This window comes from uncultured Roseovarius sp., assembly GCF_913057115.1.
Lineage (GTDB): Bacteria > Pseudomonadota > Alphaproteobacteria > Rhodobacterales > Rhodobacteraceae > Roseovarius.
Window position 1 is genome coordinate 25021 of sequence record NZ_CAJXNN010000010.1, and the last position, 22364, is coordinate 47384.

Genomic DNA, 22364 nt, shown 5'->3' on the forward strand with positions numbered 1-22364 from the left:
CAGAAAGGACAAACTCATGAACTGGGATGAAATCACCGGAAAATGGAACCAGCTCAAGGGCAGCGCCCGCGCCGAATGGGCCAAGTTTACCGATCAAGAGCTTGATGCGGTTCAGGGCCAACACGAGAAACTTGTCGGTCTCCTCCAAGAGAAATACGGCCGCACCAAGGAGGAAGCCGAGCAAGAGATCGACCGCTGGGTGCAGAAGGTGTCGTGATGGCTGACAAGACCAACCTGAAACACGAGCTTTGGCAACGTATTGATGATCAATCGGCTGGCATGCTGGGCCTCGAAGGCACCACCATGCACATGCGGCCGATGACGCCCCATATCGACGAGGCACGCAACACGATCTGGTTTCTCTGCGCCTCTGACAATCAACTGGCGCAGATGGAAGGCGGGTCCGGAAAGGCGCATTTCACGATTCAAAGCGCTGATGAACGCTTTTACGCCTGCATCCGCGGCACGCTGAGGGTCAGCCATGACAAGGACAAGCTCGACACTCTCTGGAGCGTATTCGCCTCGGCCTTTTTCGAAGGTGGCCCGGAGGAATCAGACGCGATCCTGCTGGAGTTGACCCCGGAGGACGCAGAAATCTGGACGGTAGACGTCGGCAAAACACATTTCGCCGCCGAAATTGCCCGCTCGGCCTTCGGTGACAAACCGCAACCCGATCTGGGTAGCCACGAGATGGTAAGCCTGTCCTGACCGGTCCCCATGTATCGCTCGGAACCAAACGCCCGCTTGGGCGTTTGGGCTGCATGGGACGACTATGCAAAAAGTTGATCGTTCTCGCCATGGCGCTGTTTTGCACAAGCGTCATTGCGCAAGACGATCAAGGCGCTTGGTATGACGCCGAGTCATTGAACGAAGGACTGGGTCCGCGTCCCGAGAGCATCAACCTGACAACACCACGCGCGGCCATGCGCGCCTTCGTCGAGAACGGCAGACAGGACCGTTTCGGTGCCGCTGCGCATGTCCTCAATCTCAATCAGATCGAGGACAGCCAACAGGCCAAGAGGGCCGAACAGATTGCCCAGCAACTCTACCAGGTGCTCGACCGCCGGGTTTGGGTCGATTGGTCCGACCTCCCCTCGCGGCCCGATGCCAAGGTGGAACAAACCGCCGGTAACTCAAACACGCCCGGCGAGGTGCGCCGTGATCTGGGCATCAAACTTTTCGAATTCGATGGCCGCGCCTATGAAATCCGCATCGCGCGCTACAAGGCGGGCGAAAACCAGGAAGCCGTTTGGCTTTTCACCCCGCAAACCGTCGCTGACGTCCCTGCCCTGCATGACGCCTATGGCCCCCGCGCCTTTGAAAGAGTCATCCCCCGTGAAATGAAAAAACAGCTCGGCGGGCTACGCATCTGGGAATGGGTGGCGCTGCCGGTCATGTTCGGTCTGCTGATCGCCATCGGCTGGTTGGTCAATACGGTCGTCACCGCCCTGTCGCGCAAGGCCCCCTACGCCTTCCTGCAACATGCTTTCTCGCGCGCGGGCTTTCCCTTGGCGCTTTTCGCCGTGGCCGTGGTCGCGCAACTGGTGCTGAGCCTCGCGGTGTCCTTCTCCGGCCCGGTCACCAGCATCGTGCAACCCATGCTGGTGATTGTCATGGCCTCGGGCGTGGGCGTCGCGGCGCTGCGCATCGTCGATGCGCTGTTGGATCGGATCACCCAGCGCTATGTTGGTGATATCGACGATACCCGCAGTCTCGACAAACGCGAGCTTTACACCTCGATCTACGCGCTACGCCGGATCATCGTGCTTCTCATGGTGGGGTTCGCCGCGCTTTATGTCCTTGCCCGGCTCAACCTGTTTGATTCCATCGGCATGACGCTCTTGGCCTCCGCCGGTGTTCTGACCGTGCTTCTGGGCATCGCCGGCCAGGCTGTCCTCGGCAATATCATGGCCTCGCTGCAAATCGCCCTCGCAAAGCCGGTGCGCATCGGCGACAGCGTGCTGTTCGAAGGCGATTGGGCCTATGTCGAAAGCATCTTCTACACCTTCATGCGCCTGCGCACATGGGACGAGCGCCGGATCATCGTTCCGGTGCGCCACTTCGTCTCGAAACCCTTTGAGAACTGGTCGGTCACGGATGCCCGCATCTTGCGCGCCATCCCCCTTGTGCTGGATCACCGTGCCGATACCGATATCCTGCGCGACAAGTTCATTGAATTGGCCAAGGCCGACGATGGCGTTATCGACCACGAAAACCTGTCCTGCTACGTCACCTCGCATAGCGACCGCGGCCAAGAGGTCACCTGCTATGCCATGGCGCCAGACCCCTCGACCGGCTGGAAAGCCGAAATGCGCCTGCGCGAAGGGCTCTTGTCCTACATCCGCGAAAACCACCCCGACTGGTGGCCACGCGAACGGATCACCGGCTCAGACGAAAGCCGCGCCGCCGCGGTCTCGGGCTGATGCCTCAGATCAATGGCCGCGCGACCGCCTTGCCATCGGTTTCGATCTGCGCGATCTCGCACAACTTTTCATAAGATTTGATGTCAAGCACACCGTTGCGCCAGACCGCCACGCCGTCTTCGCGCAATTTCTTGAGCGTCTTGTTGGTATGTACCAGCGAAAGCCCCAAGGCATCGGCCAGATCCTGTTGCTTGTAGGGCAAGGGCATTGCGCCCTGCTGTACGAGGCCCAGCGCTTTTCCACGAATGTAGATCCGCACGAAGGCACGCGCGATGCGTTGCAGCCCGTCCATATGGCCCAGCATCGCCAAGGCCTCGCCCAACAGGTGCTCTTCCACGGCCGCAAGCCACGTCAGGTCATAGGCGCGCTCGGGTTGATCCCGGAACAAGCTCCACAGGTTCTTGCGGTCAAAGACACACAACGTCATGGCGGTCGTTGCCTCCACCGAATGCTGCATTTCGTCCATGATCCCCGCTTGCAGCCCCACGAAATCGCCGGGCAAGACGATGTTGATGACCTGCCTGTCGCCCGCCGCCATGGATTTGTAACGCAGGCCCATACCCTCCAGCACGGTGTAAAGCTGCGGACTCTTCGACCCTTCCATCATCAGGGTCGAACCCGCCTCGACCTCAAGTTCGCCAGTCTTGAATTTTTGCATGAAGGCGACCTCACTGTCGGTCATCTGCGTAAAGACCGATTTGCGGCGCAGCGGACAGCTATGGCAAGAAACCACCATCAATTTTTCTCCTTTGGTTATGTCATAGTTTAATGCCCCTGAACCAATTATGCTTCACAAATCGGCTTTTGCTGGAGAAAGAATCAATGAGTGGCGACGTGACAACCTCTTGCTCAACAAACGAGCAAAGGCCCCCTGTCTTCCTTGTTCTGGAACGCGATTCCCTGATTGCCGAGGATATCGCGGGATCCCTCAAGGTCCTGGGCCCCTGCGAGACGATTCACGTCAATGATGCAGAAGACCTCGCCCGCCACCTCAATACCGACATCCGCGTCTCGGCGGCCTTCTTGGAAATGCGTTATGCGCAGGTGCTCGAAATGGGCCTTGATCGCCGCTTGGCCGAACATGGCGCGCGAATCGTCCTGACCATTGGTGAGGACGATGCGCAAAACGCCGTTGCGCGAGGGTGGTCGATGCTGGTGCGCCCGTTCACCGACGAAATGATCCGCGAGGCGCTGCTCGGCCCGCCGGACAAGGATTAATCGCGGTTTTCGCGCATCGCCTTGCCGGCTTGCATCCCTACGGCAAAGCCTTCGGCCACCTGCACGATCGGGTCTTTTGTCGGGTCCTGCCGGGTGCGCTCGGGCGCCTCCGGCGCGGTATTGTCGGGGCTTTGCCCCTTCTGTGCGCCCAAGGCCATCAGGCAAAACCCCAAGACGACATAAAGCGCCCCTATGGCCGCATAGGCCACAAGCGCGCTTTCCTGGGCGGCCAGGACGATCCACAGGGCAACCGTCAGGAACCCAAGCCCGACAAGCCCGAAAACCACGCCCATAACGCTGAAGGCTGTCGCCCGCGCCGCCCGGCGCAAGCGATCCCCCATTGCGGAAAACATGCCAATCATCGCTTATTTCCGCCCGGTCATGAAGCCCAGCAGGAAGCCAAGGCCAACCGCCAGCCCGACCGAAGCCGCCGGCTGATTGCGCACCGTATCGGCGGCCTGTTGGCCCATTTCTTCGGCCCGATACTGCGCCGCGTGCAGGTGTTCCTGACCCGCATCGCGAACATGCGCCGCCGTTTCACGCACCTGCTCACCCGCAGCGGCGCGTGACGACTTTCCAAGCTCCGAAAGGGTTTGCGAAATCTCCGAGATGTCCTGCTTGAGGCTCACGATTTGCTCGTTGAGTTGCTCAATGTCCTGTTGCGGCGATGCTTTGTTCGACTTGGCCTGTGCCATCTAAAAACCTCCAATCAAATGAGTGTTCAACAGGCCAACGCGCCCGCGCATCGGCTTGTTCCCGCCACGCCGCGAAATAGTGGCCGGGCACCGTGACTGGCGTTTTTTTTGGAACATTTCGGGTCGGCAAAGGGTTCTACCCGCAAGCGCAATCAACCAATGGAGGCACAAATGCTTTACTGGGCACTTCTATTCTTCATCGTCGCTCTGGTCGCCGGCGTATTCGGTTTCGGCGGCATTGCATCCGCATCGGCCGGGATCGCGCAAATCCTTTTCGTGATCTTCCTCGTGCTCTTCGTGGCGGCCCTCGTGATGCGGGCTGTGCGCGGATAGCCCTTCAAGCCGCGCGCTTGGAGCAATGGCCGTCGAAGTCAAACCATCCGCCCACATGCAAAAAGGCCCCGCGCATCCGGTGCGCGGGGCTTTTTGTTATCCGCGCAATGTCTCGGTGCTGGCGAAGAACATCGCTTGGCTGACGGCCGAAAGCACCTGTTCTTCCGAATATGGCTTGGAAATCAGGAAGGCCGGTTCGGGCCGTTCCCCGGTCAGCAAGCGCTCGGGGAAGGCGGTGATGAAAACCACAGGCACATCGCCCAGCTCCTTCAGGATATCGTTGACCGCATCAATGCCAGAGGATTTGTCGGCCAATTGAATGTCGGCCAGGATCATCTCTGGCGGGTCGCGCCGCGCCAGTTCCACAGCCTCGTCACGGGTACGCGCGTTCCCGGTCACCCTATGGCCAAGGCTTTCGACGATGGCCATGATATCCATGGCAATGATCGCCTCGTCCTCGATAACCATGACGCGGCCCTTGATATCCCCGGTCATCTCACGCCGCGCGATCGACAGAAGCTCGCTTGCCTCATCGGGTGATACACCAAGGATCACTGCAATCTCGCTGGTCTGGAAGCCTTCGATACTGTGCAGCAACAGGGTTTCGCGCGTGTTGGGCGTCAAATCCGTCAAGCGCCACTGGGCGCGCGCCTCGGCCGTTTCGCCCTCGGTCTGCTCTTCGACCGGGGCACCGGACGACATCCAGATACCGTGAAAGGCTTTGAATAAGGCCACACGCGGCGAAAGGTCCTGGTCGAACACGTCCTGATCGGCCAAAAGCGCCTCAAGCGTTGCGGCGGCATAATGGTCACCGGTCTGCTGACTGCCGGTCAAGGCCCGCGCGTAACGCCGAAGGTATGGCAGTTCCTCACCAATGGTCTGGGCAAGATCGGGCTCGGGGTTGGTATCTGTCATAGAGAGTCCTCAAAAAAAAATGCTGCTCTGTATGGAACCGAACGCCGCCAAGCGTGTTATGTTCCCGACGCGGCGCAAAAAAGCGCCTGCGCGATGATGGCAGAAAAACCGGCACAATGGCAAACAAACGCAGGACTTCCAGCTTGGAGCAGCAAATCGATGAAAACCTTCGGCGCGTCTATTCGGACACCGCGAACGAGCCGTTGCCCGACCGTTTCACCAAGTTGCTAGACCAGTTGCGCCAGAAAGAGCGCGACAAATCCGACACCTCGCCAGAGGATGACTCGTGACTTCACACACCGATCCCAAAGATGAATTGGTCGAGCATTTGCCGGCCATGCGCGCCTTTGCCATGAGCTTGACGCACAATTCCGCGACGGCCGATGACCTTGTGCAGGATGCCGTCGTCAAGGCTTGGAGCAATTTTGACAAGTTCACACCCGGCACGAACCTGCGGGCGTGGCTTTTCACCATCCTGCGAAACACCTATTACTCGCTTTACCGCAAGCGCCGCCGCGAGGTCGCAGACCCCGATGGAACAATGGCCGGCCAGCTGTCGGAAAAGCCCGAACATGACGGCCACCTGGCCATGACCGACTTTCGCGACGCCTTCGCGCAACTCACCGACGAGCAGCGCGAGGTGCTGGTGCTGGTTGGGGCCGAGGGATTTTCCTACGAGGATGCCGCCGAAATGTGCGGCTGCGCGGTCGGCACGATCAAGAGCCGCACCAACCGGGCCCGGAAGCGCTTGGCCGAGCTGATGCAAATTGACGACGACGACGAACTTGAAATGACCGACGCCGCCACGATGGCCGTTGTTCAGGGTACCAACGCTTCATGAGCAACAAATCCGCGCCGCCGCGGCGCGCCCTGCGCCCGGGCCTTGCTGCACAACTTGTTTTGGTGCTCAGCATCGCAATCCTGCCGCTGGGGCTGATCTCGGTATACCAAACCAACAACGTTCTCCAAGAACGGCAATCCTTGTCCGAAGCCGCCCTTCTCGCGCGCACTCAAAGGGCTGTCTCGGAAAGCCGCGAGGTGATCCGCTCGGCCATCGGCGCGGCGCAAACCCTTGCCGTCCAAGTGCCTGCCCTGCGCACCGACGAAGCCACCTGCGACACGGTCATGTCCAAGGTTGTCGAACGGTCCAGCACCTTCACCTTCGCCGGATATCGCGATAAACAACGCGGCCTGATCTGCACCTCCAAGCCGCTTGGCGACGATGATAACGACAAGCTCAACGCCCTGCCTGCACTGGACACCACCAAGGCCGAGGTGCTGATGCAACCGCTGGAATTTCTGGGCGGCGTCGCAACCCTCAATGTCACGGCGCCGGTGGTCGACGGACCGCGCCAAATCGGCACGATCTGGATCACGGTCCCCATCAGCGCTCTTAACACGGCCCTGTCGTTCACCCGCGAAGACGTCAATCTCGTCCTCTTCCGGAATGACGGTGATCTCATCGCGACCGAGGGGTTGACCGATTTCCGCCGCGCCGTTCTGCCAGACAACCAGAACCTTCAGGACCTCGCCGCCTCCGGACAGCAAACCTTCCGCACCCTGAGCCGGGAAGGCGAATTGCGCGATTTCGCGGTCTCTTCCATCGTCGAAGACCGCGTTTTCGTCCTCGGAAGCTGGATGCCCCAAGATCGCGGTTTCGACGTTCCAGCCTACCATCACGTCATGGCGCTCTATTTCCCGATCATCATTTGGATCACCGCCATAGCGGTCGCCTACATCGGCGTGCACCGCCTTGTTCTGCGCAACATCCGCCGCCTGCGCGGCTGGATGCGCGATTATGCAAGCGGCCGCACCACCGACTTCGACCAGGTCCGCCTCAATGGCGCGCCAGAGGAACTCGAAGTGCTGGCCGACAGCTTCCGTACCATGATCCGCCGCCTTTCGGAACAGGAGCGCCGCCGCGAGGAAGACCTGCGGGAAAAAACCGTTCTCCTGCGCGAGGTCCACCACCGCGTGAAGAACAACCTGCAACTGATCTCCAGCATGATGAACATGCAGATCCGCGCCACGCACAGCCACGAGGCCCAGCGCCTCCTGCGCCGCGTGCAAGACCGGGTCATGGCGCTATCCGCGATACACCGTTACCTCTATCTGGCCCGTAAACTGTCCACGCTGCGGGCCGACCAGCTGCTCGAAGACATCATCCAGCAACTGGTTATCGTCGGCACATTGGAGGAATCCGGTCAGCGCATCACCGTGTCGACCGAACTGGACCCGGTCGAGATCAACCCCGATCAATCCGTCCCCCTCTCGCTGCTGGCGACCGAGGCGGCAATGAACGCGGTCAAATACTGCGGCGTCACCGATGAAGGCGAGGCCTGGATCAACATTGCCCTCAAGTCTCAGGACGATGGCAACCTCTGCCTCAGCATCGTGAATTCCCGCGCCGGGACCGACAGCGATGAAACCAACGAAGAAACCGATGGCTCGGGCCTTGGATCCCGCCTGATCGAATCCTTCGCGGCGCAACTCAACGGCACGATCGACATCCAGGATCTGCCAAATCGCTTCGAATTGCACGTCGTCTTCCCGCTTGCCTGGCACGCAGGCGAGGAGGAGGAGAAAGACGAGATATCCGAATCCGACTAGAGGCCGGAATTCATGGAACTTTCACGGCTCCCGGACGTTCACTTGGCAGCAACTACAGTGGAGGTTCCCATGCTACGCACACGCATTTCGCTACTCTCGCTTCTTGCCTTGGCCTTCGTCACCGCTTGCGAAACCATCGAAGGCGCCGGTGAAGACATCGAAAACACGGGCGAGTCGATTTCCGAAACCGCACAAGAGGCAGATAGCTAACAAGACGCGCTGTCCGGCCTACCCACGGACAGCGCTTTTTTCTTGCCACAAGCCAAGAGGAAACCCCCATGCCCGCTCGATCAGAAGCCCAGCAAAAAGCCGCTGGCGCCGCCCTCGCCGCCAAACGTGGAGACACCAAGGTCTCGGAGTTGCGGGGGGCGGCCAAGGAGATGTACGAGACCATGACCGAAGAAGAACTCGAGGATTTTGCCTCCACCTCGCACGAGGACATACCGGACCGGGCCGACGACTAAACCAACACAGCAAAGCCCCCGGCAATGGCACCGGCGCAGATCAAGCCAATCAGCACCAGCAAACCGTCGCCCATGAAGATGCCTGTCGTCACGACCGCAATGACCGCCGCCGCGATCGACGATGTAAAGGGGATGAGTTCCAACAGCGGCATGATCAGGCCGAGAACCAAGCAAACGCCCTGCGGAAATCGCACCAAGGGGGGCGTCACCAGCCCATGCAATCGCCGCCGCGTCACCCTGTCCAGCCACCCGACCGGACGAACAAGCCAAGACAGGGCGCGGCGCGCCTTGTCCGAGCTCATTTCGGCCCGCTTGATCCATCCCGGCAGCCAAAGGCTGGGCCGTTCCATGATCTGCTGCGCGCAAACCGCCGCGATCAGCACCCCGAAGAGCGCCGTGAACCCCGGAATCCCGCTCAACGGTGACACCAAGGCCAGCGACGGCAACATCACCAGCGGCGTGTAACTCGCGACACCGAGCGCATCGATAAGCTCCCCCACAGTGGAGGTTTCACCATCAACCGCGTCATGTGCCTCTCGCAGCACATCACTCGCCGTTTGCGGATAAGCCGAAGCGCGCAAAGCACTCTCCTTGGAAAAAGAAACTCTCCCGGCCCAACGCCCCATCTACACATTCGTTCCCCCGACACCGCAAAATACGGGCAAAGCGGCCCGCGAAGGGGCCGCACAGATCGGCAAATCACAAATGATCCGGGAAAATATGGTGCGGTCGAGAAGACTCGAACTTCCACGGGTGTTACCCCACAGCGACCTCAACGCTGCGCGTCTACCAATTCCGCCACGACCGCACTGTCTTGACTTGGTGAGCGGGTCTTTAGACAAAAGCCCGCCTCACCTCAAGCAGAAAATCATGCCAGTTTGACTGGGGTCAGATTGCGTTTGGCCCAGATCGCGAAAAGCAGCGCCGCCCCAAGGACAATCACCCACCACCCATAGTCCGCAAACGGCCCCAGAACCGCGCGATTCATGGTCCGGCCCGGGATAAAGGTCAAAAGCCCCGCGACCCCGTTACCGCCAAACCAAAGCCCCTCGAGGGTCGCCCGGTGCCCGCGGTAATTCCCGGCGCGCGCCAAGGCAATGCCATACCACAGGCTCCACAAGGTCAGACCCGAGAACAAATGCAACGGCCCGAACCACCCCAGCCAGCCCATCGCACTGGGTATGAAAAACCCGCTCAGCGCCAGCCCGGCCATGGCGATGACCCATGCATAACCAAGCCGCTTGTGCCAGATCCCCGGCCTCGACCAGAACAAGACCACCGGCCCCAAACCGACCGCTGGCAAAGCAAAGGCAATATGAAGTTGAACGGCAATATCTGCGGTGAAAATCGGATCGAGTGTCATGCGCCAAGGCCTTTCGAATTGTCTCTGTAGTGACGATTGCCTATGGTTTGGCCGGACCTGCCCGCCCGGGCCAGTCCTATTGCCCAGATGACGAGACAGCTTCGTGAATACCAACGCCCCGCACTCCGCGCTTCGTGAATGGCGGGCGCATATGAGCCAACCCGCCCGGATCAGCGCGCTCTTGGGCAGTGCCGTGATCCTCACGCTCGTCGCGCCCTTCGAGACAGACACGGCAATGCGTCCCCTGCCCCGGTTGGCCTATTGGCTCACGCTGGTTCTTTCATCCTATTGTGCAGGCTATACCGTCAGCCTGCTGGCCGCGCGCATAGCCCCCCTGAGCCTGCCCAAACGCATCGCCATTGCGGCGCCCCTGACCGGGCTCGCGGTCTTCGCAATCGTCTATCTGCTCAATGGCTTGGCGCTTGGCTATTGGGCCACGGGCACAAAATTGATCACCCTCGCCGCCAATGTGCTGGTGATCGCGGCCATCGTGTCAACGATCATCCAATTGGCCCTTGCCTCTTCAGCCTCCGCCGCCCCCGCCAGCGCGCCCCAAGCCATGATCCCAGACACGGCGGCAGCCCCAGATGCCCCGCCCGCCCTGCTTGACCGCCTGCCGCTCGACAAACGCGGACCTCTGGTGTCGCTCTCGGTCGAAGATCACTACGTACGCATCCGCACCACCAAGGGCGAGGCCCTTGTCCTGATGCGTCTGGCCGATGCCATCCGCGAAACATCCACCGCCACCGGCACACAGGTTCACCGCTCGCATTGGGTCAGCTTCGAGCAGGTCCAAAGCGCCCGCCGCGAAGGCGATCGCGCGATCCTGAGCATGACCCACGGCCCCGACATCCCGGTAAGCCGCGCTCATCTCCCCAAAATCAAAAAGGCTGGGCTCTTGCCCCGATAAGCAATGGTAGAATGGATCACCTCCCCCGGCCTCACAGACTACGAAGACGCCGTGCAGAAAATGGAAGCCCGCGCCGAGGCCATCGCCCGCGGCGAGGCCGATGAATGCATCTGGCTGCTCGAACACCCGCCCCTCTACACCGCCGGCACCTCCGCCAACCCGGCCGATCTCACCGATCCCGACCGCTTCCCCGTCTACCCCTCCAAACGCGGCGGGCAATATACCTACCACGGCCCGGGCCAACGTGTGATCTACATCATGCTCGATCTCAACAAACGCGGCCGCGATATCCGCGCCTTCGTCAAAAGCCTGGAACATTGGGTCATCGCCACGCTGGACCAGTTCAACGTCACCGGCGAGATTCGCGACGGCCGCGTCGGCGTCTGGGTGCAGCGCGACGACAAACCGCTGACCGCTGCGGGCGAAAAACCCGAGGACAAGATCGCCGCCATCGGCATCCGCCTGCGCAAATGGGTCTCCTTTCACGGCATCTCCATCAACGTCGAACCCGATCTCGAGCATTTCACAGGCATCGTGCCCTGCGGCATCACCCAACACGGCGTGACCAGCCTTGTCGACCTCGGCCTGCCGGTCACCATGGATGACCTCGACGTTGCCCTGAAACGCACCTTCCCCGACAGCTTTCCAAATCCCTGATCGCTTTCTTCTGGCCTGAAATATCCCGGGGTTAGGTTGAAAATCCCATTTTCAACCAAGGGGCAGCGCCCCTTTGTCGGCGCGCATAAGCGCGCTTAAACCTGTGCGGCGCAAGCCGCGCCTTTTGGCAACCCGCCAAATCCTGAGTCCCGGATGCGACAATTCACCCGAAAGTCGCGCTTGCGCCCCGCGCTAGCTTACGTTTCAGTCGCGCCAAACGCGCAGTACCTGCAGGACCACCCGGTTCAACCCAGAAAACCAAGAGGTTCACAATGAAAACGCTTCTGACCGCTACAGCCGCCATGCTGGCCCTCGCCGCCCCCGCCCTTGCCGAAGGCGACGCCGCCAAGGGTGAAAAAGACTTCCGCCAATGCAAGGCCTGTCACATGATCCAGGCCCCTGATGGCGAAATGATCGTCCGGGGCGGGCCTGTTGGCCCCAACCTCTACGGCGTCATCGGCCGTACCGCCGGCACGGTCGAGGATTACCGCTATTCCAAGGATCACGCTGCCCTGGCTGACAAGGGCGTGGTTTGGAACGAAGAAAACATCGTCGAATACATCACCGACCCCTCGGAATTCATCGGCGGCCGCTCGAAAATGACCTTCAAACTGCGCAAAGGCGGCGAGAACATCGCCGCTTATCTGGCGACCTTCTCGGAATAACCATTCCCGAACAAATGCTTGAAGGGGTCCGGCCTGCGCCGGACCCCTTTTCTTGTGCGCCGCCCTTGCAAGCCCGGGGTGCGACAAATTTATTTGATCTGGGTCAAACTCGCGCATTGCCCTACCCCGCCTGCCATTCTAAAACCTGAATAGATAGCGGGCACGCGATGACGGGATTCGTGTGCTCAAAGACCATCAGCAGGAGGCACACAATGGCAGACGCAGCCATTCACGGCCACGAGCACGAAGATCAGCGCGGGTTCTTCACCCGTTGGTTCATGTCCACAAACCACAAGGACATCGGCCTTCTTTACCTGGTCACTTCGGCAATCGTCGGCCTGATTTCGGTTATCTTCACCGTTTACATGCGCATGGAGCTCATGGAGCCCGGCGTGCAATACATGTGCCTTGAAGGCGCTCGTTTCACCGCGGCCGCGGCGGGTGAATGTACCCCCAATGGCCACCTTTGGAACGTCATGATCACCTATCACGGTGTCCTGATGATGTTCTTCGTGGTGATCCCGGCGCTCTTCGGTGGCTTCGGCAACTACTTCATGCCGCTGCAAATCGGCGCGCCCGACATGGCCTTCCCGCGGATGAACAACCTCAGCTTCTGGCTTTTCGTGGCCGGGACCTCGCTGGGCGTGGCCTCGCTGCTTACACCGGGCGGCAACGGTCAGTTGGGCTCAGGCGTGGGCTGGGTGCTCTACCCGCCGCTTTCCACCACCGAGGCCGGTTTCTCGATGGATCTGGCGATCTTTGCGGTGCACGTTTCGGGCGCAAGCTCGATCCTCGGTGCCATCAACATGATCACCACCTTCCTGAACATGCGCGCCCCGGGCATGACCCTCTTCAAGGTGCCGCTCTTCGCGTGGTCGATCTTCGTGACCGCATGGCTGATCCTTCTGGCCCTGCCGGTGCTGGCCGGTGCCATCACCATGCTGCTGATGGACCGTAACTTCGGCACGACCTTCTTTGACCCCGCAGGCGGTGGTGACCCGGTTCTCTACCAGCACATCCTGTGGTTCTTCGGTCACCCCGAGGTCTACATCATCATCCTGCCGGCCTTCGGCATCATCTCTCACGTGATCGCCACCTTCAGCCGCAAACCGATCTTCGGCTACCTGCCGATGGTCTGGGCGATGATCGCCATCGGCTTCCTGGGCTTCGTCGTCTGGGCGCACCACATGTACACCGTGGGCATGTCCCTGACCCAGCAAAGCTACTTCATGCTGGCCACCATGGTCATCGCGGTGCCCACCGGCGTGAAGGTCTTTAGCTGGATCGCCACCATGTGGGGCGGCTCGATCGAGTTCAAAACGCCGATGCTCTGGGCCTTCGGGTTCCTGTTCCTCTTCACCGTGGGCGGCGTGACCGGCATCGTGCTGTCACAGGCCGGCGTCGACCGCGCCTATCACGACACCTACTATGTCGTGGCGCACTTCCACTACGTGATGAGCCTTGGCGCCGTCTTCGGCATCTTCGCGGGGATCTACTTCTACTTCCCCAAGATGACCGGGCGCACGATCCCCGAATGGATGGGCAAGCTGCACTTCTGGGCCATGTTCATCGGCGCCAACCTGACCTTCTTCCCCCAGCACTTCCTGGGCCGTCAGGGCATGCCGCGCCGTTACATCGACTACCCCGAGGCCTTCGCGGTCTGGAACTACTGGTCGTCGATCGGGGCCTTCATCAGCTTCGCCAGCTTCGTGTTCTTCTTCGGCGTGGTCATCTATGCGCTGACCCGTGGTGCCCGCACCACCGAGAAGAACCCCTGGAACGAATACGCCGACACGCTGGAATGGACCCTGCCCAGCCCGCCGCCGGAGCATACGTTCGAAACGCTTCCCAAACAGGAAGAATGGGACAAGCAACCGGCACACTAAGCCACGGCGAATATGACAAGATAGACAGGCCCCGGAATGAACTCCGGGGCCTGTTGCGTTACGAGGCAGGCTTTTGGTCGGCTTGACCGTACGCCCTGTTTACGCAAAGGCGCCAAACACCCAACACCGACGCGATACCGACAGGATGCAGACCGCGCAAAAACCGCAACACAAGCGCATTCAGCCTCGAATTGGGTATGGGCTGCCGCCCTCGCCCCTCCACCTGTCGCATTCCCCCTTCCCCGCCCGTGCACCCTCGTGCTACCCCGCCCGCACCAGACGCAGGAAGAACACATGTCCAACGAAATCCGCCTCGCCTTCGAACACCCCGCCGCCCGCGCCGATGCCACCGCTCCCGATGGCCCGCTGGATCGCATCTCGGTCCGCGACCATATCGTCGAGGTCGAGATCGGCGCCTTTCAGGCCGAACGTGGCGTCACTCAACGCGTCTGCTTCAACGTGGTGGTCGAAGTCCGCCCCATCACCGACCCGCTCGATGATGATGTCGACCGCATCCTCAGCTACGACAAGGTGACCGAAGCGATCGAGGCGGCCCTCGCCGAAGAGCGGCTCAACCTCCTGGAAACCCTCGCCGACCGCATCGCCGAACGCATCCTGTGGGAACCGCAAGCAGTGCGCACCTTCGTCCGTATCGAAAAGCTGGATCGTGGCCCCGGCGCCTTGGGCGTCGAAATCGTCCGCTCGGTCGAAGACCTCGCCACCAAGCCGGTGACGCCTCACGCCGATACCACCCCGCACCCGCATGTTGTGTATCTCACCAACCCGGCCATCCTGTCGCCCAACCTTGGGCGCTGGCTCGATCAGCTTGAAGCGCGGGCCGAGCCGGTGATCCTCTGCGTCGGCCATGCCGATCTGGCCTCGCCGAAAACCGGCCATAACATGACCCAACGCCGCGTCGACCTTCTGGCGCTGGAACAGAACGCTTGGGTTCTGGCAGGCCGCGATGACCGCTGCGTCGTGGTGGGCACCCGAACAGAACTCGACTGGGCCATGAAAAACGGCCAGATCAGTGTCTGGGCGCCGTCCAAAATCGTGCTCGACGCCGTCGATGGCCCCGAGACCGGCCCTGACGACCCCGTGGCCCTCGCCGCATGGTTTGCGGGCCATATGGAAGCCTCCGATCTGCTGCTCATCGGGGCCACCCCGCCCGAGGGCAAGGCCCCTGTCCCGGTGCTCGTGCAAGACATCGCGCAATCCGGCCTGTGATCCACCCAACCGGGCGCGCTCATCGCTATCGCTCCTCGCGAAGAAGCCCGTCAGGGCTGATGAGCGCGCGCTTGGCTTGACCAAAAGCACCACGCGCCGATAAAGGGGCAAACCCTCACAGGACACCGCCCATGACCGCCTATTATCGCCCTATCCCCCGCACCGACCACGCCCGCCCCGAGGCCGCGTTGACGCTCGCTGGCGGCTGGACGTGGTTCGACACGGTGGAGGTGCTCTACCGCGATGCGCCCGCGCGCCTTATGCCCGCCGCCGACCTGCCCCCCGATGCGCGGGAGCGCCTCACTGCCCCCCGTGCGCCTATCGCCGGACTGGGGTTTGAGGCCCCGCACCTCATGGGCATCCTCAACGTCACGCCCGACAGTTTCTCGGACGGTGGCGAGAATTACGACCGCCAATTCGCCATCACCCATGCCGCCACCATGCAAGCCCAAGGGGCCAGCATCATCGACGTCGGTGGCGAATCCACCCGCCCCGGCGCCAAGGAAGTGGCGATTGACGAGGAAATCCGCCGCACCGCGCCCGTGATCAAGGCCATCCGCGAAGCCTCCGCCGTGCCCATTTCAATCGACACCCGCAAGGCTCCTGTGGCCCGCGCCGCGCATGAGGCCGGGGCAAACCTCATCAACGATGTGGCGGGCTTCACCTTCGATCCCGCCCTCGCCCCCTTCGCCGCCGAAGCCGGCCTGCCGGTCTGTGTCATGCACGCCCAAGGCACGCCCGACATCATGCAGGTCGATCCGCGCTACGATAACGTGGCGCTGGACATCTACGACTACCTTGAGGATCGCATCAAAGCGCTCGAAGCCGCTGGCATCCCCCGCGCCCAAATCATCACCGACCCCGGCATCGGTTTCGGCAAGACGCTGGACCATAACCTGACGCTTCTGCAAAACCTCGCGCTCTTCCATTCGCTGGGCTGTCCCATCCTTCTGGGGGCCTCGCGCAAACGGTTCATCGGCACCCTCGGCGGCACCGAAGAGGCCCGGCATCGCGCCCCCGGCTCTATCGCCGTGGCACTGGCCGGGGTCGCCCAAGGGGTGCAGCTTCTGCGCATCCACGATGTACGCGAAACCGCCGAGGCGCTGCGCCTCTGGCAGGCGGCAACATTGGGTCAGGCAAGCTGACCCAGCGGTATCAGGTCAAGGGATGATCGGTTTGTTTCGTACGACTCGTACGACACCCTGCGAAGGGCCGGTGATTTTCGTACGAAACTCCGGGGGTAAGCGTACGCCTCGTACGATAGTCAAAGCCGTCTGAACAATCGGCTCAACGCCCCGTATTGGCTCAATCCGACGCCGCACAGGATAAGCGCCAAAGCCGTCAAAAGACTGGGCGGCAAGGGTTCCGACAGGATCAATGCGCCCAAGACCACCGACCAGACCGGCACTTGATAATTGACGAGGCTCATAAACACCGGCCCCGCCGTGCGGATCACCAAAACCCGCAACAGGCTGGCCCCGGCGGTTGGCACGAGACCAAGAAAAAGCAATACGAACAATGTGTTACGGCTCACACTTGGTGGCGGCCCTTCAACAGCCCAAGCCGCCGCAATTACGATGACCGCCCCGATCAAAAGGGTCACCGCGTTCAAACCGATAGAGTCCACTTCCGGCAAAAGCCGCATCTGAACCGAGCTCAGCGCATAGCAAGCCGCGGCCGACAGACAGGCCAAACGGCCAAAGGGCTCCCAGAACTCTCCTGTTGTTTCAAAGGCTTGACCACCAATCAAGACCACGACCCCAACAAAGCCTATGACGAATCCAAAGGTCTTTCGCAGCGTTAGCCGCTCCCCCGGCACCAAGAAATGCGCCAAGGGCAAAACCATCAAGGCGACCCCGGCCATCGAAACGCCCGCAAAGCCCGAGGTCACGAATTGCTGTCCCCAACTCAGCAGCATGAACGGAATGGCCGATGATAAGGCTCCAATGATGATGAGCCTGGAAAAAACTTGTTTTCCAATAGGTTCCGCGAACAGTTTAAACCCGCGAAAGCCCCAGAAAGCGATCATCAACAGGGTCGCAAATCCGATCCTCGCGGCCGCCAACCAGAAGGGGGTGATCCCCTCCAAGGCCAGCTCGATCACCATAAAGGTCGCGCCCCAGATCAGGCCCAAGGCCCCGACCATCACCCAGCTTTGCGCGGTGATCTCCGGCGGATTTTCGTTTTTAGTCAATGCCTTGCACCCCCGTGACAGGACGTCTCGGTTTTCCTGACGTCTGCCTGCCCCAGGTGAATGGGTAGGTAAGCAACGAAAGGAGCATACCATGAATACCTTTGTGATACCCATCGTGACCCTGACCATCATGGCCCTCGTAGGTCTGCGCGTCATGCGTGACCACCCCGAGGACGAGGATCGCAACGAAGCCAAGCACAGCTTCAAATAGGTGTATCTGAAGGATTTTCTTGCTGATCCGGCCCATGACGGGCCGGATCAAGTTTATCTTCCAAGATATTGAATCTTAGTTCTTTTCTTTGTCGACCATCTTGCCGGCCGAAATCCACGGCATCATCGCGCGCAGCTTTTCACCGACTTCTTCGATCTGGTGGGCGTCGTTCATGCGACGGGTTCCTTTGAAGAAGGGCTGACCCACGGCGTTTTCCTGCATGAAGTCACGCACGAACTTGCCCGACTGGATGTCGTGCAGGATCGCCTTCATCTCTTTCTTGGTGCGCTCGTATGGCAGAACGCGCGGACCGCTGACATATTCACCATACTCGGCCGTGTTCGAAATCGAGTAGTTCATGTTGGCGATGCCGCCTTCATAGATCAGGTCAACGATCAGCTTCACTTCGTGCAAGCACTCAAAGTAAGCCATTTCAGGGGCATAGCCCGCTTCAACAAGGGTTTCAAAGCCCATGCGGATCAGTTCGACAACACCGCCGCACAGCACCGCCTGCTCACCAAAGAGGTCGGTTTCGCACTCTTCCTTGAAGTTGGTCTCGATGATGCCCGACCGGCCGCCACCGATGGCCGAGCAGTAGCTGAGGCCGATTTCCAAGGCTTTGCCCGAGGCATCGGTGTCCACGGCCACAAGGCAAGGCACACCGCCGCCTTTGACGTATTCACCACGCACGGTGTGACCGGGGCCTTTCGGAGCCATCATGATCACGTCAACGCCTTCTTTCGGCTCGATCAGGCCGAAGTGCACGTTCAGACCGTGGGCAAAGGCAATTGCCGCGCCGGGTTTGATGTGGTCATGCACGTATTTTTTGTAAGTCTCTGCCTGAAGCTCGTCGGGCATGGTGAACATCATCACGTCACACCAGGCTGCCGCTTCGGAAATCTCTTTGACTTCAAGGCCCTCAGCTTCGGCCTTCTTGGCCGAGGGCGAGCCCTCGCGCAGGGCCACGCAAAGGTTCTTGGCACCGCTGTCGCGCAGGTTCAGGGCGTGGGCGTGGCCTTGACTGCCGTAACCCAGAATGGCGACTTTCTTGTCTTTGATCAGGTTGATATCGCAATCGCGATCATAATAAACGCGCATGGCGCTCTCCTTTTCTGCTTGGATGTCGCCATCCTAGCCATTTTACCAAAGCAAGCCGGACAAAATCAGCTTGATTAGACCTTTTCATGTGATAATCATTCGTCATAACCTGTTTTTTTGAAAATTTCATGCTTGACGACACAGATCGGCGCATCCTGCGCCATTACCAACACGATCCGGCCCTTTCCCCTGCGGAATTGGCCGAACGTGCCAATGTGACAACTGCCACCTGCGCGCGTCGCTTGGACAAGTTGCAGGCCGACGGCGTCATCCGCGGCAACCATGCGGTCATTGATTGGCACGCGCTTGGCTATGAAGTCGAGGTGTCCCTACGCGTCACTTTGGACAAAACACAGCCCCGCGCCTTCGAAGACTTCACAGAACAGGCCAGACAAATTCCAGAAGTCGTTGAAATTCAGTCTTTTCTGGGCCGGGTCGATCTGCGCCTTTCGATCATCGCGCGAGATATGCAGCATTACCAGCACATCTACCGCACCGCGATCCTGACCCTACCGCATATCGCGGATATCGAAGCCCTCATGCATGTGGCGCGCCTGAAGTCAGACGAGGTGCTGCCCTTATGATAGAATTGGATACGATCGACCGCCAATTGCTACGCGAACTCATACATGATGCCACGCAGAGCGCCAGTGCCCTTGGCCGCAAACTGGGTCTGTCGCAACCCGCAACCTGGCGACGCATCAAGCGGCTTCGCGACAGCGGTGTGATCCGGGGGCAACGCCTTGATCTGGATGCGGAAAAACTCGGCTTCGGCGTTACGGTTTTTCTAGGCGTCAAGCTGGCGACCAAGGGGCGCGTCAGCCTTGAGGATTTCGAGCGCGCGGTTTCGGCCATCCCCGAGGTCCAGACCGTGGAACATATACTTGGTCTTTACGATTATCGACTGCGCGTCGTGGCGCGCGACATCTCGGATTTTGAACGGGTGCTCCGGCGCAGGTTGATGATGCTGCCCGGTGTCGGCGACATCGAGGCCAATGTCCTGCTCAGCGAGGAGCGCCTCCCGGGGCCTATCGGCTAACGAGTCTGACGACATCCGCACGCGACGTGTCGCATCTACGCATGGACTCACGCCGCGTGTTAGGATCATCTGTCTGGTAGATGCAGACCCACAGGAGACAAGAATGACCGCCCTACTTGACCACATCGACCCTGACGGGCTTCTGGAGTTTTCCGTTGTCTTTACTGATCGCTCACTTAATCACATGAGCAAAACCTTCCAAAGGGTCATGACGGATATCTCCGGCATGCTGAAGGAGGTTTACAAGGCCGATGCCGTGGCGGTGGTCCCCGGCGGTGGGACATATGCGATGGAGGCGGTCGCGCGGCAGTTTGGCAACGAGGCCCATGCCCTTATCGTACGCAACGGCTGGTTCTCCTACCGCTGGACCCAGATTTTCGACGCGGGCCAATTCACATCGGACACAACCGTTTGCATGGCACGTCAAACCGGCAATGGCCCCAAGGCCCCCTTTGCCCCCGCCCCGATTGACGAGGTCTGTATGCAAATCCGCGAAGCCAAGCCCGATGTTGTCTTCGCTCCGCATGTCGAAACCTCGGCCGGTCTGATCCTGCCGGATGACTATATCACCGAACTGGCCAAGGCGGCACATGAGGTCGGTGCGCTCATGGTGCTGGATTGTATCGCCTCGGGCTGCGCTTGGATCGACATGCAAGCAACCGGCGTGGATGTCCTGATTTCCGCCCCGCAAAAGGGCTGGTCGGCCTCGCCTTCGGCGGGGCTTGTGATGATGTCGGACCGCGCGCTTCAGCGGTTGGAAAACACCACCTCGAACAGTTTTGCCATCGACCTCAAGAAATGGCACCAGATCATGCAAGCCTATGAAAACGGCGGTCATGCCTATCACGCCACCATGCCCACCGATGCCTTGCGCGCCTTCCGCGACACCATGCTGGAAACCAAGGACTACGGCTTTGAAAAGCTGTCCGAGGCGCAATGGGCCTTGGGCAACGGCGTGCGCGCGATGTTGTCCGAAAAGGGTATCACCTCGGTCGCAGCCGAAGGGTTTGGCGCACCGGGCGTGGTGGTCAGCTATACCGATGACCCCGATATCCAGAACGGCAGCAAGTTTGCCGCGGAAGGGGTGCAGATCGCTGCGGGCGTCCCCCTGCAATGCAACGAACCCGAGGGTTTCCGCACCTTTCGGCTTGGTCTTTTCGGGCTGGATAAACTCTATGATGTCGACGGCAGTTTGAACCGCTTGAAAGCTGTGCTCGACAAGGTTCTCTAGGCCCTTAGCCGCGTGCGCCAAGGCCCAGTTGCATCAGGGTCTTGCGCACCGGTGCCATTGAATAAATTGCGTTCAGTCCCATGGCACGCGCATCGCGCAAAGGCTTGGCGCGCATCATCGAAGCGCGGTTCAATACATCGATACCAGTCACCCGCGCTTTGACCTCAAGGTGGCGGCGGCGGTGATAGTCGGCCAGCATCTTGGCATCGCCCAAACGCTCGGGCGCGGCTTGCGCCAACTCAAGGAGAACGCGCATATCCGCAAGGCTCATGTTCAGCCCCTGTGCGCCGATGGGGGGCACCACATGTGCCGCCTCGGCCACAAGCGCCACGCGCTCGGAATACATGCTATCAGCCAACTGGCTGATGATCGGCCAGACAGTGCGGTTCGAGGCCAACTCCAGAGGGCCGAAAAGCAGGCAAGACCGCTCGTTCATTTCCTGTTCGAAGTCTTGCTTTGGAAGGCTGGCAAGCCGTTTGACTTCGGGTCCCTCTTCCATCCAAACGATCGCAGAGGACGGTCGCCCTTCGTGATCCGGCAAGGGGACAAGTGTGAACGGCCCGCCCCACCGGTGAATTTCCGTTGAGACATTGGCATGGGGGATCGGATGCGTCACCGCGAAAGCAAGCGCTTTTTGCCCATATCGCGTGGTCTTGACGTCAATACCCGCAGCCTGCCGCACCGGCGAATTGCGTCCATCCGCAGCGATGAGGAGCTTGGTGCGCAGGCGTGTTCCATCCGTCAGTTCGACACGCGCCTCGCTTTCACGGGTGAAGAGCGATTTGAACCCGGCACCCGGGCGGAACTCGACCGTTTCAAGGCTTTCCAGATGAGCCACCAATTCGCGCCGCAAAAGCCAATTGGGCAGGTTCCAGCCGAAGGGGTTTTCCGAGATGTCAGAGGCGTCGAACTCCTTGACGATGCGCGGCTCTGCCGCGTCACCACCTGCATCGACGATCCGCATGATCTGCAAATCCGCCGCATGGGGCGCCAAACGCGCCCAGACACCGGCCTGATCCAGCAGGCTCTGCGAAGGTTGCAGAAAGGCCGTCGTGCGCAGGTCAGAGCCTTGCGCATCGCGCTCCATAACCGGTGGTGCGGGATCAACACAGACAACGGAAAACCCCGCCGCCCCGAAAATCGCCGCCGCTGACAGGCCAGCAACACCCCCTCCGGATACGACGATGTCGACATCTTTTGTGGTCATATGCTGCCCCTCCGCTAT

General features: G+C 60.4%; 28 protein-coding genes and 1 tRNA gene. 19 read left to right on the forward strand and 10 right to left on the reverse strand.

Annotated features, from left to right (window positions below; genetic code table 11):
- Positions 1 to 16 precede the first annotated feature (16 nt).
- The 3 genes from QZ498_RS06185 to QZ498_RS06195 are packed head-to-tail and all read left to right on the forward strand — an operon-like array spanning position 17 to position 2423.
- Positions 17 to 217: a CsbD family protein gene (locus tag QZ498_RS06185; RefSeq protein WP_294620866.1), complete on the forward strand. Its 201-nt coding sequence runs from the start codon at positions 17 to 19 to the stop codon at positions 215 to 217.
- The gene (locus QZ498_RS06190; RefSeq protein WP_294620867.1) at positions 217 to 708 is read left to right on the forward strand and encodes a pyridoxamine 5'-phosphate oxidase family protein; all 492 of its coding nucleotides are present in this window, start codon (positions 217 to 219) and stop codon (positions 706 to 708) included. Before QZ498_RS06185 ends, QZ498_RS06190 begins: the two co-directional genes overlap by 1 nt.
- Positions 709 to 761: 53 nt before the next feature.
- A complete protein-coding gene (locus QZ498_RS06195) occupies positions 762 to 2423 on the forward strand; it encodes a mechanosensitive ion channel domain-containing protein (protein WP_294620868.1) in 1662 nt (553 codons plus the stop codon).
- A 4-nt stretch (positions 2424 to 2427) separates the two neighbouring features.
- Here the strand turns inward: QZ498_RS06195 and QZ498_RS06200 are convergent, their stop codons facing one another.
- The gene (locus QZ498_RS06200; RefSeq protein ID WP_294620869.1) at positions 2428 to 3159 is read right to left on the reverse strand and encodes a Crp/Fnr family transcriptional regulator; all 732 of its coding nucleotides are present in this window, start codon (positions 3157 to 3159) and stop codon (positions 2428 to 2430) included.
- An 86-nt stretch (positions 3160 to 3245) separates the two neighbouring features.
- Here QZ498_RS06200 and QZ498_RS06205 point away from each other — a divergent pair, with 86 nt between their 5' ends.
- A complete protein-coding gene (locus QZ498_RS06205; protein ID WP_294620870.1) occupies positions 3246 to 3641 on the forward strand; it encodes a hypothetical protein in 396 nt (131 codons plus the stop codon).
- Here the strand turns inward: QZ498_RS06205 and QZ498_RS06210 are convergent.
- Together QZ498_RS06210 and QZ498_RS06215 are read right to left on the reverse strand one after the other, a co-directional pair.
- Positions 3638 to 4003, reverse strand: coding sequence for a phage holin family protein (locus QZ498_RS06210; protein ID WP_294620871.1), 366 nt, complete (start codon positions 4001 to 4003; stop codon positions 3638 to 3640). The genes QZ498_RS06205 and QZ498_RS06210 overlap by 4 nt on opposite strands.
- Before the next feature lie 3 nt (positions 4004 to 4006).
- Positions 4007 to 4336 (reverse strand): hypothetical protein, encoded by a 330-nt coding sequence (locus QZ498_RS06215; protein ID WP_294620872.1) that lies wholly within the window; start codon positions 4334 to 4336, stop codon positions 4007 to 4009.
- A gap of 171 nt (positions 4337 to 4507) precedes the next feature.
- On the opposite strand from QZ498_RS06215, the gene QZ498_RS06220 reads away from it, so the two are divergent.
- Positions 4508 to 4669, forward strand: coding sequence for a DUF1328 domain-containing protein (locus QZ498_RS06220; RefSeq protein WP_294620873.1), 162 nt, complete (start codon positions 4508 to 4510; stop codon positions 4667 to 4669).
- 96 nt (positions 4670 to 4765) lie between these two features.
- Here the strand turns inward: QZ498_RS06220 and QZ498_RS06225 are convergent, their stop codons facing one another.
- Positions 4766 to 5584, reverse strand: a complete 819-nt coding sequence (locus QZ498_RS06225) for a response regulator (protein WP_294620874.1) — start codon at positions 5582 to 5584, stop codon at positions 4766 to 4768.
- A gap of 143 nt (positions 5585 to 5727) precedes the next feature.
- Here QZ498_RS06225 and QZ498_RS06230 point away from each other — a divergent pair, with 143 nt between their 5' ends.
- From QZ498_RS06230 to QZ498_RS06250, 5 genes are all read left to right on the forward strand, one after another.
- Positions 5728 to 5874 (forward strand): NepR family anti-sigma factor, encoded by a 147-nt coding sequence (locus QZ498_RS06230; RefSeq protein ID WP_367117633.1) that lies wholly within the window; start codon positions 5728 to 5730, stop codon positions 5872 to 5874.
- The gene (locus tag QZ498_RS06235) at positions 5871 to 6425 is read left to right on the forward strand and encodes an RNA polymerase sigma factor (RefSeq protein ID WP_294620876.1); all 555 of its coding nucleotides are present in this window, start codon (positions 5871 to 5873) and stop codon (positions 6423 to 6425) included. Before QZ498_RS06230 ends, QZ498_RS06235 begins: the two co-directional genes overlap by 4 nt.
- Positions 6422 to 8194: a sensor histidine kinase gene (locus QZ498_RS06240; RefSeq protein WP_294620877.1), complete on the forward strand. Its 1773-nt coding sequence runs from the start codon at positions 6422 to 6424 to the stop codon at positions 8192 to 8194. Before QZ498_RS06235 ends, QZ498_RS06240 begins: the two co-directional genes overlap by 4 nt.
- 69 nt (positions 8195 to 8263) lie before the next feature.
- A complete protein-coding gene (locus QZ498_RS06245; protein ID WP_294620878.1) occupies positions 8264 to 8404 on the forward strand; it encodes an entericidin A/B family lipoprotein in 141 nt (46 codons plus the stop codon).
- A 68-nt stretch (positions 8405 to 8472) separates the two neighbouring features.
- Complete coding sequence (locus QZ498_RS06250) at positions 8473 to 8658, forward strand: DUF3008 family protein (protein ID WP_294620879.1); 186 nt, start codon at positions 8473 to 8475, stop codon at positions 8656 to 8658.
- Here the strand turns inward: QZ498_RS06250 and QZ498_RS06255 are convergent.
- The 3 genes from QZ498_RS06255 to QZ498_RS06265 all read right to left on the reverse strand — a co-directional run bounded on the left by QZ498_RS06255 (position 8655) and on the right by QZ498_RS06265 (position 10021).
- Positions 8655 to 9239, reverse strand: a complete 585-nt coding sequence (locus QZ498_RS06255; RefSeq protein ID WP_294620880.1) for an exopolysaccharide biosynthesis protein — start codon at positions 9237 to 9239, stop codon at positions 8655 to 8657. The two genes, QZ498_RS06250 and QZ498_RS06255, sit on opposite strands and share 4 nt — an antisense overlap.
- Before the next feature lie 140 nt (positions 9240 to 9379).
- Positions 9380 to 9466: transfer RNA gene (locus QZ498_RS06260), tRNA-Leu, on the reverse strand.
- A 60-nt stretch (positions 9467 to 9526) separates the two neighbouring features.
- Entirely contained in the window at positions 9527 to 10021 is a 495-nt protein-coding gene (locus QZ498_RS06265) for a DUF2306 domain-containing protein (protein WP_294620881.1), read from the reverse strand.
- Between the two features lie 151 nt (positions 10022 to 10172).
- Here QZ498_RS06265 and QZ498_RS06270 point away from each other — a divergent pair, with 151 nt between their 5' ends.
- From QZ498_RS06270 to folP, 6 genes are all read left to right on the forward strand, one after another.
- Positions 10173 to 10931: a LytTR family DNA-binding domain-containing protein gene (locus tag QZ498_RS06270; RefSeq protein ID WP_294620882.1), complete on the forward strand. Its 759-nt coding sequence runs from the start codon at positions 10173 to 10175 to the stop codon at positions 10929 to 10931.
- A 3-nt stretch (positions 10932 to 10934) separates the two neighbouring features.
- The gene (lipB, locus tag QZ498_RS06275) at positions 10935 to 11588 is read left to right on the forward strand and encodes a lipoyl(octanoyl) transferase LipB (protein ID WP_294620883.1); all 654 of its coding nucleotides are present in this window, start codon (positions 10935 to 10937) and stop codon (positions 11586 to 11588) included.
- Positions 11589 to 11860: 272 nt separating this feature from the next.
- A complete protein-coding gene (locus QZ498_RS06280) occupies positions 11861 to 12253 on the forward strand; it encodes a cytochrome C (protein ID WP_294620884.1) in 393 nt (130 codons plus the stop codon).
- 212 nt (positions 12254 to 12465) lie between these two features.
- A complete protein-coding gene (ctaD, locus tag QZ498_RS06285; RefSeq protein WP_294620885.1) occupies positions 12466 to 14139 on the forward strand; it encodes a cytochrome c oxidase subunit I in 1674 nt (557 codons plus the stop codon).
- 294 nt (positions 14140 to 14433) lie between these two features.
- On the forward strand, positions 14434 to 15366 hold the full coding sequence (locus QZ498_RS06290; RefSeq protein WP_294620886.1) for a dihydroneopterin aldolase: 933 nt from the start codon (positions 14434 to 14436) through the stop codon (positions 15364 to 15366).
- Between the two features lie 131 nt (positions 15367 to 15497).
- Positions 15498 to 16511, forward strand: a complete 1014-nt coding sequence (gene folP / locus QZ498_RS06295) for a dihydropteroate synthase (protein ID WP_294620887.1) — start codon at positions 15498 to 15500, stop codon at positions 16509 to 16511.
- 119 nt (positions 16512 to 16630) lie between these two features.
- On the opposite strand, the gene QZ498_RS06300 is transcribed toward folP, so the two are convergent.
- Positions 16631 to 17512: a DMT family transporter gene (locus QZ498_RS06300; protein ID WP_294620973.1), complete on the reverse strand. Its 882-nt coding sequence runs from the start codon at positions 17510 to 17512 to the stop codon at positions 16631 to 16633.
- A 334-nt stretch (positions 17513 to 17846) separates the two neighbouring features.
- On the reverse strand, positions 17847 to 18869 hold the full coding sequence (gene ilvC / locus QZ498_RS06305; RefSeq protein ID WP_294620888.1) for a ketol-acid reductoisomerase: 1023 nt from the start codon (positions 18867 to 18869) through the stop codon (positions 17847 to 17849).
- A gap of 128 nt (positions 18870 to 18997) precedes the next feature.
- Between ilvC and QZ498_RS06310 the strand changes: the two genes are divergently transcribed.
- From QZ498_RS06310 to QZ498_RS06320, 3 genes are all read left to right on the forward strand, one after another.
- Positions 18998 to 19453 carry an Lrp/AsnC family transcriptional regulator gene (locus tag QZ498_RS06310; RefSeq protein WP_294620889.1) on the forward strand — a complete coding sequence of 152 codons (456 nt, stop codon included), beginning with the start codon at positions 18998 to 19000 and terminating at the stop codon, positions 19451 to 19453.
- On the forward strand, positions 19450 to 19908 hold the full coding sequence (locus tag QZ498_RS06315; RefSeq protein WP_294620890.1) for an Lrp/AsnC family transcriptional regulator: 459 nt from the start codon (positions 19450 to 19452) through the stop codon (positions 19906 to 19908). Before QZ498_RS06310 ends, QZ498_RS06315 begins: the two co-directional genes overlap by 4 nt.
- A 103-nt stretch (positions 19909 to 20011) precedes the next feature.
- Positions 20012 to 21139, forward strand: coding sequence for an aminotransferase class V-fold PLP-dependent enzyme (locus tag QZ498_RS06320; protein WP_294620891.1), 1128 nt, complete (start codon positions 20012 to 20014; stop codon positions 21137 to 21139).
- Positions 21140 to 21143: 4 nt separating this feature from the next.
- Here QZ498_RS06320 and QZ498_RS06325 read toward each other — a convergent pair whose 3' ends face one another.
- Positions 21144 to 22346, reverse strand: a complete 1203-nt coding sequence (locus QZ498_RS06325; RefSeq protein WP_294620892.1) for a UbiH/UbiF family hydroxylase — start codon at positions 22344 to 22346, stop codon at positions 21144 to 21146.
- Positions 22347 to 22364 lie beyond the last annotated feature (18 nt).